General features: G+C 70.7%; 11 protein-coding genes and 2 pseudogenes. 5 read left to right on the top strand and 8 right to left on the bottom strand.

The window, feature by feature from the left end:
- Positions 1–232: 232 nt before the first annotated feature.
- Both GA0115242_RS06900 and dapA read right to left on the bottom strand, forming a co-directional pair.
- Positions 233–1,918 (bottom strand): ribonuclease J, encoded by a 1,686-nt coding sequence (locus GA0115242_RS06900; RefSeq protein WP_093825584.1) that lies wholly within the window; start codon positions 1,916–1,918, stop codon positions 233–235.
- Positions 1,919–2,041: 123 nt separating this feature from the next.
- A complete protein-coding gene (gene dapA / locus GA0115242_RS06905; RefSeq protein ID WP_093825586.1) occupies positions 2,042–2,941 on the bottom strand; it encodes a 4-hydroxy-tetrahydrodipicolinate synthase in 900 nt (299 codons plus the stop codon).
- Between the two features lie 359 nt (positions 2,942–3,300).
- Between dapA and GA0115242_RS06910 the strand changes: the two genes are divergently transcribed.
- Both GA0115242_RS06910 and GA0115242_RS06915 read left to right on the top strand, forming a co-directional pair.
- Entirely contained in the window at positions 3,301–3,540 is a 240-nt protein-coding gene (locus GA0115242_RS06910) for a hypothetical protein (protein WP_093825589.1), read from the top strand.
- A gap of 112 nt (positions 3,541–3,652) precedes the next feature.
- Positions 3,653–4,207, top strand: coding sequence for a hypothetical protein (locus GA0115242_RS06915; protein ID WP_093825592.1), 555 nt, complete (start codon positions 3,653–3,655; stop codon positions 4,205–4,207).
- 190 nt (positions 4,208–4,397) lie between these two features.
- On the opposite strand, the gene GA0115242_RS06920 is transcribed toward GA0115242_RS06915, so the two are convergent.
- From GA0115242_RS06920 to rpsO, 5 genes are all read right to left on the bottom strand, one after another.
- Positions 4,398–4,856 carry a hypothetical protein gene (locus GA0115242_RS06920; protein WP_093825595.1) on the bottom strand — a complete coding sequence of 153 codons (459 nt, stop codon included), beginning with the start codon at positions 4,854–4,856 and terminating at the stop codon, positions 4,398–4,400.
- A 13-nt stretch (positions 4,857–4,869) separates the two neighbouring features.
- On the bottom strand, positions 4,870–5,622 hold the full coding sequence (gene dapB, locus GA0115242_RS06925; RefSeq protein WP_093825597.1) for a 4-hydroxy-tetrahydrodipicolinate reductase: 753 nt from the start codon (positions 5,620–5,622) through the stop codon (positions 4,870–4,872).
- 62 nt (positions 5,623–5,684) lie between these two features.
- Positions 5,685–7,064 carry a M16 family metallopeptidase gene (locus GA0115242_RS06930; protein WP_093825599.1) on the bottom strand — a complete coding sequence of 460 codons (1,380 nt, stop codon included), beginning with the start codon at positions 7,062–7,064 and terminating at the stop codon, positions 5,685–5,687.
- Entirely contained in the window at positions 7,061–9,277 is a 2,217-nt protein-coding gene (locus GA0115242_RS06935; protein ID WP_093825601.1) for a polyribonucleotide nucleotidyltransferase, read from the bottom strand. The genes GA0115242_RS06930 and GA0115242_RS06935 overlap by 4 nt, the downstream gene beginning before the upstream one ends.
- A 321-nt stretch (positions 9,278–9,598) precedes the next feature.
- Positions 9,599–9,886, bottom strand: a complete 288-nt coding sequence (gene rpsO / locus GA0115242_RS06940) for a 30S ribosomal protein S15 (RefSeq protein ID WP_093825603.1) — start codon at positions 9,884–9,886, stop codon at positions 9,599–9,601.
- Between the two features lie 237 nt (positions 9,887–10,123).
- Here rpsO and GA0115242_RS06945 point away from each other — a divergent pair, with 237 nt between their 5' ends.
- Together GA0115242_RS06945 and GA0115242_RS42430 are read left to right on the top strand one after the other, a co-directional pair.
- Positions 10,124–10,417 (top strand): DUF397 domain-containing protein, encoded by a 294-nt coding sequence (locus GA0115242_RS06945; RefSeq protein WP_093825605.1) that lies wholly within the window; start codon positions 10,124–10,126, stop codon positions 10,415–10,417.
- Positions 10,418–10,837: 420 nt separating this feature from the next.
- A pseudogene (locus GA0115242_RS42430) lies at positions 10,838–11,125 on the top strand (SCO5717 family growth-regulating ATPase); the annotation flags it as partial.
- Between the two features lie 374 nt (positions 11,126–11,499).
- Here GA0115242_RS42430 and GA0115242_RS06950 read toward each other — a convergent pair.
- Complete coding sequence (locus tag GA0115242_RS06950; RefSeq protein ID WP_093825607.1) at positions 11,500–11,838, bottom strand: hypothetical protein; 339 nt, start codon at positions 11,836–11,838, stop codon at positions 11,500–11,502.
- Here GA0115242_RS06950 and GA0115242_RS06955 point away from each other — a divergent pair.
- Positions 11,837–12,765 (top strand): annotated as a pseudogene (locus GA0115242_RS06955) (hypothetical protein); the annotation flags it as partial. The gene GA0115242_RS06950 and the pseudogene GA0115242_RS06955 sit on opposite strands and share 2 nt — an antisense overlap.

A 12,765-nucleotide genomic window follows, 5' to 3' on the forward strand; every position in this document is an offset into this window, starting at 1 on the left:
CTGATTTCCTCGGTGCCTTTCGGGGTTTTCGCTTCCGCGCTTTCCCTTTCCGGCGGTTCCGACTTTATCAGAAGTTCTGAGTCGGATTTTCCGGCCCCTCCGGGAACGTGCTCCGGTTGCCTGAAGCTTCCGGGTTCCCGTCTGGCGGAGCCGTAAACGTACTGGAGCGGGGCTCCTCGATGCAAATCGAGGAGCCCCGCTCGCAGTTGAGGCCGCCAGCGGCGGGCCGAGGTCAGACCTCGACGACCACCGGCAGGATCATCGGCCTGCGCCGGTACTGGTCGGAGACCCACTTGCCGAGCGTGCGGCGGATCAGCTGCTGGAGCTGGTGGGGCTCGACCACGCCGTCCTGGGCCGAGCGTTCCAGGACCTCCGCGATCCTCGGGATCACGTCGCCGAAGGCCGAGTCGTCGATGCCGGAACCGCGGGCCTGGATGTGCGGGCCACCGGTGATCTTGCCGGTCGACGAGTCGACGACGACGAAGACCGAGATGATGCCCTCGTCCCCGAGGATCTTGCGGTCCTTCAGGGCGGGCTCACGGACGTCGCCCACCGACAGGCCGTCGACGTAGACGTATCCCGCCTGGACCTTGCCGGAGATCTTCGCCTTGCCCTCGACCAGGTCGACGACGACGCCGTCCTCCGCGATGACGATGCGGTCGTGCGGGACGCCGGTGAGGGCGCCCAGTTCGGCGTTGGCCCGCAGGTGGCGCCATTCGCCGTGGACCGGCATCAGGTTCTTCGGCCGGCAGATGTTGTAGAAGTACAGCAGCTCGCCCGCCGAGGCGTGGCCGGAGACGTGCACCTTGGCGTTGCCCTTGTGGACGACGTTGGCGCCCCATCGGGTGAGCCCGTTGATCACGCGGTAGACCGCGTTCTCGTTGCCCGGGATCAGGGAGGACGCCAGGATCACCGTGTCGCCGTCGACGATGCGGATCTGGTGGTCCCGGTTGGCCATGCGGGAGAGCGCGGCCATCGGTTCGCCCTGGGAGCCCGTGCAGACCAGCACGACCTCGTGGTCCGGCAGGTCGTCGAGGGTCTTGACGTCGACCACCAGGCCCGGTGGGACCTTCAGGTAGCCGAGGTCGCGGGCGATGCCCATATTGCGGACCATCGAGCGGCCGACGAACGCGACCCGGCGGCCGTATTCGTGCGCCGCGTCCAGGATCTGCTGGATGCGGTGGACGTGGCTGGCGAAGCTCGCCACGATGATCCGCTTGCGGGCGCTGCCGAAGACCTGGCGCAGGACGTTGGAGATGTCCCGCTCGGGCGGCACGAACCCGGGGACCTCGGCGTTCGTGGAGTCGGCGAGGAGCAGGTCGATGCCCTCCTCGCTGAGCCGCGCGAACGCGTGCAGGTCCGTGAGGCGGTGGTCCAGCGGCAACTGGTCCATCTTGAAGTCGCCGGTGTGCACGACCATGCCGGCCGGGGTGCGGATGGCGACCGCGAGGGCGTCCGGGATGGAGTGGTTGACGGCGATGAACTCGCAGTCGAACGGGCCGACCCGCTCCCGGTTCCCCTCGACCACTTCGAGGGTGTAGGGGCGGATGCGGTGCTCCTGGAGCTTCGCCTCGATGAGCGCGAGGGTCAGCTTGGAGCCGATCAGCGGGATGTCCGGCTTCTCGCGCAGGAGGAAGGGGACGCCGCCGATGTGGTCCTCGTGGCCATGGGTCAGGACGATGCCGTCGATGTCGTCGAGGCGGTCCCTGATGGACGAGAAGTCCGGCAGGATGAGGTCGATTCCGGGCTGCTCCTCCTCGGGGAAGAGCACTCCGCAGTCGACGATCAGCAGGCGGCCTCCGTACTCGAAGACCGTCATGTTGCGGCCGATCTCGCCGAGGCCGCCGAGCGGGGTGACCCGGAGGCCGCCCTTCGGAAGCGGCGGGGGCGAGCCGAGCTCGGGATGCGGATGACTCAAAAGACTCTCCTCACCACACACGCCACGTACCGATGGGCACGTGGCGCGCGTGACGTTCGTGCATGAGCAGTTGTGTGGGACGCAGGCATCGGTGGCCTGCTTATTCAGTTGTGAAGTCCGTTGTCAGAGCTGTACCCCGCCGGCCGCAAGATCGATCTTGAGCTGGGCGATCTCCTCGGGCGAGCATTCGACCATGGGGGCGCGCAGCGGACCCGCGGGCAGGCCCTGGAGGGTGAGCGCGGCCTTGGCCGTCATCACGCCCTGGGTGCGGAACATGCCGGTGTAGACCGGGAGCAGCTTCTGGTGGATCTCGGTGGCCTTCTGGACGTCGCCCGAGGTGAAGGCGTCGACGAGGGCGCGCAGATCCGGGGTGACGACATGGCCGACGACCGACACGAAGCCGACCGCGCCGACCGAGAGGAGGGGGAGGTTCAGCATGTCGTCGCCCGAGTACCAGGCGAGGCCCGAGCGCGCGATGGCCCAGCTCGCGCGGCCGAGGTCGCCCTTGGCGTCCTTGTTGGCGACGATCCGCGGGTGCTCCGCGAGGCGGACGAGGGTCTCCGTGTTGATGGGGACACCGCTGCGGCCGGGGATGTCGTAGAGCATGACGGGCAGGCCGGACGAGTCGGCGATGGCCGTGAAGTGCCGGTACAGGCCGTCCTGCGGGGGCTTGTTGTAGTACGGCGTGACGACGAGGAGGCCGTGCACGCCCGCTTCCTCGGCGGCGCGGGCCAGCTCGACGCTGTGGTGGGTGCTGTTGGTGCCGACGCCCGCGACGATGTGGGCGCGGTCGCCGACCGCCTCCAGAACGGCCCGGACCAGATCCCTTTTCTCCGCGTCGCTGGTGGTGGGTGACTCGCCGGTGGTGCCGTTGATCACCAGGCCGTCGTTGCCTGCGTCCACCAGGTGGGCGGCGAGCCGCTGCGCGCCGTCGAGGTCGAGTGCGCCGTCCGCCGTGAAGGGCGTGACCATGGCGGTGAGGACCCGCCCGAAGGGGGTCTGCGGAGTGGAGGTCGGAGCCATGGGTGACACGCTACTCGCTGCTCAATGCGGGGTCTGCCCTTGGGGTGCGGGCAAGTCAGGACAAAGGTGGAGCCCGGTACTGCCTGCTCGGGGGTTCAAGCAGTACCGGGTCCCTTTGATCAGGCTAGATGAACTTCTCTAAATGCCGCAATACGGACACCTCTCGGCGCCGTCCCGTACATGTGTGCCCCGACACGCCGTGGGAGTGGCGGGCGGGCGCACAGGAGGGCGAACGGCGGCAACGCGGAAAGTTCTGCCGATTAGGGGAATCCGGGCACCTTTCGGCATCTCCGCTCGTCTGTCCTGGTGACGGTCACTGTTTCGATCACCCGTCGCACACCCCGAGAGGAGACGCCTCGATGTTCCGTCGGCGCGAGCCCGTACCGTTCGCCTTCCTCGCCGAAGACGACAGCTTCCGCAGCAATGTCGCTCCCCCGCCCAGGGAGCGCGCGTCCCTCGGCCAGATAGCCGGGCGCCTGCTGCTGGGGGCCACGATCGTCGCGGGGCTCGTGGGCTCCGTGATCCTGGCGATGCCCGCGCTGTCGCAGGACAGTCCGGCCACCCAGACCCAGCAGTCGCAGGCGTCGGACGGTCACTGACCGGGCCTCCGGACCGCGCTGACTCCATCCGGCCCCCCTGGGTGGTGAGCGGGAACACAGGCGGATAGCCTCACCGGGCACAGCCCATGCATGGATTCAGTGAGGATCAGCCGTGCCCCTGCCCTTCCTGACGGCCGACCGCGCCTTCGAGGCAGCCGACGACGTCGCGCTGCCCTTCGCCGACCGCGATCGCTGGCGGCGCCCCTACCGACCCGGTCCGTGGCGGGTGGGCCTGGCGGCGCTGTTGCTGCTGCTCGCGTCGTTCGTCCTCTTCGCCGGTGTCATCATCGCGTTCACGGCGGCGCCCACCGAGGCCGTCGTCTGCCTCGTCCTCGCTACGCTCGCCATCGCGACCGCCCTGCGGATGCTGCGTGTCGGCGTGTGGGTGAGCCCGCGGGGGCTCAGGCACGTGGGCTTCCTCGCGACCCGGACGACGGCCTGGGACCGGGTCGTCACGGTGCGGACGGTGCAGCAGCCGGTGCGCTGGCTCGGGCTGCCGCGGACGGTCCAGGGCCAGGCCCTGACGCTCGTCCTCAAGGAGCGTGCCGCACGGGATGGCGCCCCCCTGATGACCACGCACAACGCCGACTTCCTCGGCCGCTCGCCCGCCTTCGACCGGGCCGCCGACACCATCGAGGCCTGGGCCGCGGAGAACCGCACCGTCTGACGGCATGAAGAGGCCCGGTCGGCGCGAGATGCGGACCGGGCCTCTTCATGTCGCCGGACGGCCCCCGGATTCTTGTCGCCGGACGGCCTTCGGATTCGCGTCGTCGGACAGTCCTTGGATTCGCGTCGCCCTACGGCCTTCGGATTCGCGTCGTCGGACGGTCCTCGGACGTGGTTCCCGGCGAGGGGTCTCAGCGGGTGGGGTGGGCCGGCGTCGAGCGGTGCAGGGTGATCGCCCGCTGCATCGCCTTGCGGGCCCGCGGGGTGTCACGGGCGTCGTGGTAGGCGACGGCGAGCCGGAACCAGCTGCGCCAGTCGTCGGGGGCGTCCTCCGTCTCGGCCTTGCGGCGGGCGAACACCTCGTCCGCCGAGTCGCGGTCGATCCGGCCGCCGGGGGTGCGCTTCAGCTCGTCGACGGGCAGGCCGCCCTCGGCGTCGAGTTCGGAGGCGAGGGCGTTGGCCCTGCGGACGAACTGGGTGTTCTTCCACAGGAACCACACGCCGATGACCGGCAGGATCAGCACCGCGACCCCGAAGGTGACGGTGACGAGCGTGCCGGACTGGATGAGCATGACGCCGCGGCTGCCGACCAGGACGAAGTAGAAGACGAGGACGGCGGCCGTGACGGCGTAGGTGATCTTCGCGCGCATCGGAGGGGGTGCCTCAGCTCAGGTCGAGGAAGTTCTCCAGGCCGAAGGTCAGGCCCGGAGTGGTGACGACGCGGCGCGTGCCCAGCAGGATGCCCGGCATGAAGCTGCTGTGGTGCAGCGAGTCGTGCCGGAGGGTGAGCGTCTCGCCCTCGCCTCCGAGCAGCACCTCCTGGTGGGCCAGCAGACCGCGCAGCCGCACGGCGTGCACCGGTACCCCGTCGACGTCGGCGCCGCGGGCGCCGTCCAGGGCGGTCGTCGTGGCGTCCGGGGCGGGGGCGGAGCCCGCCCGCGCGCGGGCCTCGGCGATGAGCTGGGCGGTGCGGGTGGCGGTGCCGCTGGGGGCGTCCACCTTGTTGGGGTGGTGCAGCTCGATGACCTCGACGGACTCGAACCAGGGTGCGGCCAGCTGAGCGAACTTCATGGTGAGGACGGCGCCGATGGAGAAGTTCGGCGCGATCAGCACGCCGGTCTCCGGTGAGTCGGCGAGCAGGGCCTTGAGCCGGGTGAGGCGTTCGTCGGTCCAGCCGGTGGTGCCGACGACGGCGTGGATGCCGTGCCGGAGGCAGAAGTCGAGGTTGTCCATCACCGAGTCGGGGGTGGTCAGCTCGACCGCGACCTGGGCGCCGGAGGCGGTGAGCGCCTCCAGGTCGTCGTCCCGGCCGAGGGCGGCGACCAGCTCCAGGTCCTCGGCGGCCTCGACGGCCCGGACCGCCTCCGAACCGATCCGGCCCCTGGCACCGAGGACGGCCACGCGCAGCTTGCTCATCTTGTTCTTTTCCTTCACCGGAGACAGGGGGGTGGGACCGAGGCGGGAGGTGACCGGGCCGGTCAGGCGACGACGACGTGGAGGCGCGCCGCCTGCTTGTCCTTGAGCGGGCCGATGACCGACAGCGAGGGGCGCTGCCCGAGGACGTCCCGGGCGACGGCGCGCACGTCGTCGGGGGTGACGGCGGCGATGCGGGTCAGCATGTCGTCGACCGACATCTGCTCCCCCCAGCACAGCTCGCTCTTGCCGATACGGTTCATCAGCGCGCCGGTGTCCTCCAGGCCGAGGACCGTGGAGCCGCGCAACTGGCCGACGGCGCGATCGATCTCGTCGTCGGAGAGGCCGTGTTCGGCGACCTGGTCCAGTTCGTCCCGGCAGATCTTCAGCACGTCGTGCACCTGGCTGGGGCGGCAGCCCGCGTAGACCCCGAAGAGTCCGCAGTCGGCGAAGCCCGAGGTGTACGAGTAGACGCTGTAGGCCAGCCCGCGCTTCTCCCTGACTTCCTGGAAGAGGCGGGAGGACATGCCGCCGCCGAGGGCGGTGTTGAGGACGCCGAGGGCCCAGCGCCGTTCGTCGGTGCGGGCGAGTCCTGGCATGCCGAGGACGACGTGGGCCTGTTCGGTCTTGCGGCCGAGCAGTTCGACGCGGCCGGTGGCGCGCAGGGTGCGGCGGCCCTCGCGGGGCGCGAGCGGGACGGCCTCGGGGGTGCGGAACGCGCCGGCCTTCTCGAATGCGGCCCTGACCTGGCGCACGACCTTGTTGTGGTCGACGTTCCCGGCCGCGGCGACCACCAGGTGGGTGGGGTCGTAGTGCTTCTTGTAGAAGCGGCGGATGCGGTCGGCGGTGAGGGCGTTGACCGTGTCGACGGTGCCGAGGACCGGGCGGCCCAGGGGGTTGTCGCCGAACATGGTGTGGGCGAACAGGTCGTGCACGCAGTCGCCCGGGTCGTCCTCGGTCATGGCGATCTCTTCGAGGATGGCGCCGCGTTCGACGTCGACGTCCTCCTCGCGGATCAGGGAGCCGGTCAGCATGTCGCAGACGACGTCGATGGCGAGCGGCAGGTCGGTGTCGAGCACGCGCGCGTAGTAGCACGTGTACTCCTTCGCCGTGAAGGCGTTCATCTCACCGCCGACGGCGTCGATCGCGGAGGAGATGTCGAGGGCGCTGCGCCGGCCGGTGCCCTTGAAGAGGAGGTGCTCCAGGTAGTGGGTGGCGCCGTTCAGCGAGGGCGTCTCGTCGCGGGAGCCGACGTGCGCCCAGATGCCGAAGGTCGCCGAGCGGACCGAGGGCAGCGTCTCGGTGACGATGCGCAGGCCGCCGGGGAGGGTGGTCTTACGGACCGTGCCGATGCCGTTCGCGCCCTTGACCAGGGTTTGGGTACGGGCGACGGCCCGCGCCTCCGAGGAGGTGCGGGCCGTCGCCGTGGAGCTGCTCGACGTCACTTGTCGGTGTCGTCCTTCTTGTCGTCGTCGCCTTCGCCCTCGATCACGGGGATCAGGGAGAGCTTGCCACGGGAGTCGATCTCGGCGATCTCGACCTGGACCTTGGAGCCCACGGCCAGGACGTCCTCGACGTTCTCCACGCGCTTGCCACCGGCGAGCTTACGGATCTGCGAGATGTGCAGCAGTCCGTCCTTGCCCGGGAGCAGCGACACGAACGCGCCGAACGTCGTCGTCTTCACGACGGTGCCCAGGTAGCGCTCGCCGACCTCCGGCATGGTCGGGTTGGCGATCGAGTTGATCGTGGCGCGCGCGGCCTCGGCCTGCGAACCCTGGGCGGCACCGATGTAGATGGTGCCGTCGTCCTCGATCGTGATGTCGGCGCCGGTGTCCTCCTGGATCTGGTTGATCATCTTGCCCTTGGGGCCGATGACCTCGCCGATCTTGTCCACGGGGATCTTGACGGTGATGATCCGCGGGGCGTTGGGGGACATCTCGTCCGGGGTGTCGATCGCTTCCATCATCACGTCGAGGATGTGGAGGCGGGCGTCCCTGGCCTGCTTGAGGGCGGCGGCCAGGACGGAGGCCGGGATGCCGTCGAGCTTGGTGTCGAGCTGGAGCGCGGTCACGAACTCCTTGGTGCCGGCGACCTTGAAGTCCATGTCGCCGAAGGCGTCCTCCGCACCGAGGATGTCGGTGAGGGCGACGTAGTGCGTCTCGCCGTTGATCTCCTGGGAGATCAGGCCCATGGCGATGCCGGCGACCGGGGCCTTGAGGGGCACACCGGCGTTGAGCAGCGACATGGTGGAGGCGCAGACCGAGCCCATGGACGTCGAGCCGTTGGAGCCGAGGGCCTCGGAGACCTGGCGGATCGCGTAGGGGAACTCCTCGCGGGTCGGCAGGACCGGCACGATGGCGCGCTCGGCGAGGGCGCCGTGGCCGATCTCGCGGCGCTTCGGGGAGCCGACGCGGCCGGTCTCGCCGACGGAGTACGGCGGGAAGTTGTAGTTGTGCATGTACCGCTTGCGGGTCACCGGGGAGAGGGTGTCCAGCTGCTGCTCCATGCGGAGCATGTTGAGGGTGGTGACGCCCAGGATCTGGGTCTCGCCACGCTCGAACAGCGCCGAGCCGTGCACGCGCGGGATGGCCTCGACCTCGGCGGCGAGCGTACGGATGTCCGTGACGCCGCGGCCGTCGATGCGGACCTTGTCCTTGATGACGCGCTCACGGACCAGGGACTTGGTCAGCGAGCGGTACGCGGCGGAGATCTCCTTCTCGCGGCCCTCGAACTGCGGGAGCAGCTTCTCGGCGGCGAGACCCTTGACGCGGTCCAGCTCGGCCTCGCGGTCCTGCTTGCCCGGGATGGTGAGGGCCTGCGACAGCTCGCCCTTGACGGCGGCGGTGAGCGCCTCCAGGACGTCGTCCTGGTAGTCGAGGAAGACCGGGAACTCGCCGGTGGGCTTGGCGGCCTTGGCGGCGAGGTCGGCCTGCGCCTTGCAGAGGACCTTGATGAAGGGCTTCGCGGCGTCCAGACCGGAGGCGACGATCTCCTCGGTGGGAGCCTCGGCGCCGCCCTTGACGAGCTGGATGGTCTTCTCGGTGGCCTCGGCCTCGACCATCATGATCGCGACGTCGCCGTCCTCCAGGGCGCGGCCCGCGACGACCATGTCGAAGACGGCGTCCTCGAGCTCGGTGTGCGTCGGGAAGGCGACCCACTGGCCGCGGATCAGCGCGACGCGGACGCCGCCGATCGGGCCGGAGAAGGGCAGGCCCGCGAGCTGGGTGGACGCGGAGGCGGCGTTGATCGCCACGACGTCGTACAGGTGGTCGGGGTTGAGCGCCATGATCGTCGCGACGACCTGGATCTCGTTGCGCAGGCCCTTCTTGAAGGACGGGCGCAGCGGGCGGTCGATCAGGCGGCAGGTGAGGATCGCGTCCTCGGAGGGGCGGCCCTCACGGCGGAAGAAGCTGCCGGGGATCTTGCCGGCGGCGTACATCCGCTCCTCGACGTCCACCGTGAGGGGGAAGAAGTCGAGCTGGTCCTTGGGGTTCTTGGACGCGGTGGTGGCCGACAGCACCATGGTGTCGTCGTCCAGGTACGCCACGGCGGAACCGGCGGCCTGCTTGGCCAGGCGGCCCGTCTCGAAGCGGATGGTGCGGGTGCCGAACGTGCCGTTGTCGATGACGGCCTCGGCGTAGTGGGTCTCGTTCTCCACTATGGGTTTCTCCGTTACTTGTCGTCTTTCGTCCCTCCTCGCCCGTGTGGCGGGGGACGGTTCCGGAGAAGCGCGCGTCTGGTGCGGACCGGTCTTCGATCGAAGCTCCCGGGGTTTCCGTACTCCCGGGGGCCACTACCGAGGACCGGCGGCGGCGAGGTGCGCTCCTCCTTTGTTGTGCCTCGTTGTGTCTGGTTACGTCTCGTACGGTATGCGTCTGCTACCACACTACAAAGCGTGAGTGACAGTCCGCACGTTTCCGCACATACGGCAAAGGGAGCGGTCCCCGAGTCTGTCCGGGACCGCTCCCCTCACGGCGTCTTACTTGGCGCCCGCCGCACCGCGGCGGATGCCCAGGCGGTCGACCAGCGCGCGGAAGCGCTGGATGTCCTTCTTCGCCAGGTACTGGAGCAGGCGACGACGCTGACCGACGAGGATCAGCAGACCACGACGCGAGTGGTGGTCGTGCTTGTGGGTCTTGAGGTGACCCGTGAGGTCGGTGATGCGACGGGACAGCAGCGCGACCTGGACCTCGGGGGAGCCGGTGTCACCGTCCTTGGTGCCGAACTCGGAGATGATCTGCTTCTTGACGGCGGCGTCGAGCGACAACGCGTACTCCTCATGATGTGGGTGCCGCCGAGTGCCCCCGGTCTGCATCTCGGGGAAGCTTCCGTGACTCGGAGGCGGAGGTCCGTACAGAGACGGCCGTCGTCCAGGGTACCAGCCGCGCACGGGCGCCTACCGCCGGGTTTCCGAACACCCCAGGTGGCGGGGGTTCGGCCACTAGGGTGAGGATCGCGACGGTTCGTACACCGTTCATCACACAGGGAGAGGGGACGCTGCGCCATGGCGGAGACGGACGAGCAGATCAAAGCACGCAAAGAGCGGGAACGGGACGAGCTCTACGCCCTCGACATCTCCGATGTGACGTGGGAGAGCGCGCCCGGTACGGAGGAGCACGAGGAGCGGGTCGAGATCGCGCGGCTTCCCGAGGGCGCCGTCGCCATGCGGTCCTCCCTCGACCCGGACACCGTCCTGCGGTACACGGAGGCGGAGTGGCGGGCGTTCGTGCTCGGCGCGCGGGACGGCGAGTTCGACCTGGAGCCGACGGTACGCAACGGGGGTCTTTCGGCGGAGTAGCACGACGGGCCGGAGGGTCGGAGGGTCGGGCGGTCTGACCGGAGGGCCGGGCGCGACCGGGTCAGGCGATCGGACCGGACGCCGGGACCGGACGACCGGGTCGGGCGATCGGGTCGGGCGATCGGGTCGGGCGACCGGACCTGACGACCGGATCGGACGGCGGAATCCAAGGGGCGGCACGCGTGCGTGCCGCCCTTTCGCGTCGGCGCGGCTCCTGGCGCGCACCCCGTCAACACGCGGGCCGTGCACGGGTGTTCGAGGTGGGGCAGGTCGTTCCGTTTTCACCGTCTATTCGGCACGTTCATGGAGCGCGACCGGTTTGTTCACCGATACGCGCACTGTGTACGTCACTTATGGGCAGGTTGTCGGGCGACGGGGAGGTGTCCGGAGGCGGACGGGCCTGCCGGGGCGGGGGTTGTGATGATTAGGCTGGGAGAGGGCGCGTCGCCGGAACCCGTGGACCGGGCGGCGGAGTTCCAGGGGGAGAGCCGGTGGATCGGCGACCTCGAAGGACGACGGACGACGAGCGTCGGTCGCCCCGGCACGGTCAGCGGGTGCGCGACCACTTCAGGAGGAACTGTGAGCAGCGATCGGGACGGGAACCGCGGGGGCTGGGCCACACCCGGCGACGACCAGCCCGACGCGGAGTCCGCCATCGAGACGACGGGCGAGTTCACCATCGACTACGCGCCGCCGGCTTGGTACACGCAGAACGCGTCGGGGAGCGGATCCGGGGCGGGCGCGGGCACCGGGGGCCGGGGCGCGAGCGGCCAGGGGCCTGGACAGGGCCAGGGGCCAGCGCAGGGTCAGGGGCCGGGTTCGGGTCAAGGGGCCGGTTCCACTCAGGGTCCCGGTTCGGGTCAAGGGCCTGCGTCAGGGCAGCAGGCCGGGTTCGGTCCGGGTGCGGGTGCCGGGGTGTCTCCCGGTGAACTGCCGCTGTCCTTGCCGGGGTTGACCCCTCCGGCCCATTCGCTTCCGCGGCAGTCGCACGAGGCGCAGGCGCCGCTGACTCCCCAGCGTCCGCAGACGCCGCAGGCTCCCGCCCCGGGTCCGGGTGCGCCCTTCGCGCCGCCCGTGCCCGGTCAGCCGTTCGCTCCTCCCTCGCCGCCGGTCGCGCCCTTCACCCCGCCGGACGCCGGGCCGACGACGCCGCGCACGCCGTCCGCCGCCGGGGCGCCGGGTTCGGTGCCGAGGCTGCCGGTGGGCAGCGGGTTCGAGCCGCAGGGCGCCCCGCCCGCCCCCTCGGCCTCGGGCGACTTCGAGACCGCACCGCCCGCGTCCACCACGCCGTCCGTGCCGTCCGCGGGCAACGGGCCCTCGGTGTCCTCCGCGTCGTCTGCCTCGTCCGCGTCGTCCGTCTCCACGGACGCGTCCGGCAGCGGTGAACCCGGCAACGGGGATCTGGAGAGCGGCGCCACCATGCAGTTCTCCCCGTTCGCCCTGAAGCGGCAGATCGCCGAACGGGCCGGGGAATCGGACGACAGCGCGACGAAGGACGCGGCGACCGGTGACGCGACCGACGACTCCGCCGTCGCTGCGGACACCGGGAACGGCGCCTCGGTCGAGGACGAGCCCGTCGCCGAGCCCGAGCCCGAGGGCGCGGCGCACGGTGAAGCGGCCGGGCCCGACGCGGAGACCGCCGGGTCCGAGGACGCCGTCACGGACAACGGGCCAGCCGACGCCGGGGCCGCGCCGGACGCGGAGCCCCTCGCCGGGGAGAAGGCCCAGCACGACGAGGGCGACGGACCGGAACACGCGCAGCCGTCGGTCGAAGCATCGGCGTCCGAGCCGACGGCCGAGGAGTCGCCGGGGACGGCGGAGGAGGAGTCGGCGGAGACGTCGCCAGCCGATGAGACGGGCTCCGCCGGACCGCAGCCCCACGGGTCGGATTCCGGCGGACCGCAGGCCGACGGGTCGGATTCCGTCGCGCCCCCTGCCGGCGCCACCCCGGTCGCCGAGCCCGTCCAGTCCCCCGCCGAACCGGTGGACACGGCGCACGTGGCGAACACGGCAGACGTGGCCGACACCCCGGAACCGGCCGATGAGCCGCACTCCGAGCCCCAGGACGCCGTCCCCGCCGAGGCGCCGCAGGACGCGCCGCCCGCCTGGACTCCCCCGCCCGTGCCGCAGGGCTTGCCGCCGCTGCCGCCGTCGTACCAGCCCGCGTCGGCCGCGCAGTGGCCCGCGCAGCAGCCGCACGCGACGGCTGCCGAGGCACCGGCGCCTCAGCAGCACCAGCAGCACCAGCAGCCCGCACCGGCCGCCTGGACCCCGCCGCCCGCGCCGGTCCCGCAGCAGGCCGAGCCGCAGGCCCCCGCGCAGGCACCGGGCCAGGGCTTCCCGCAGCA

Source organism: Streptomyces sp. SolWspMP-5a-2 (genome assembly GCF_900091845.1).
GTDB classification, from domain to species: domain Bacteria; phylum Actinomycetota; class Actinomycetes; order Streptomycetales; family Streptomycetaceae; genus Streptomyces; species Streptomyces doudnae.

Excerpts from the sequence above, each read along its gene's own strand:
- GA0115242_RS06910 (WP_093825589.1), top strand. The coding sequence starts at position 3,301 with ATGTTCCGTCGGCGCGAGCCCGTACCGTTCGCCTTCCTCGCCGAAGAC.
- GA0115242_RS06920 (WP_093825595.1), bottom strand. The coding sequence starts at position 4,856 with ATGCGCGCGAAGATCACCTACGCCGTCACGGCCGCCGTCCTCGTCTTC.
- GA0115242_RS06945 (WP_093825605.1), top strand. The coding sequence starts at position 10,124 with ATGGCGGAGACGGACGAGCAGATCAAAGCACGCAAAGAGCGGGAACGG.
- GA0115242_RS06950 (WP_093825607.1), bottom strand. The coding sequence starts at position 11,838 with ATGGTGGCGCCGCTCTCCAGATCCCCGTTGCCGGGTTCACCGCTGCCG.
- dapA (WP_093825586.1), bottom strand. The coding sequence starts at position 2,941 with ATGGCTCCGACCTCCACTCCGCAGACCCCCTTCGGGCGGGTCCTCACC.
- dapB (WP_093825597.1), bottom strand. The coding sequence starts at position 5,622 with ATGAGCAAGCTGCGCGTGGCCGTCCTCGGTGCCAGGGGCCGGATCGGT.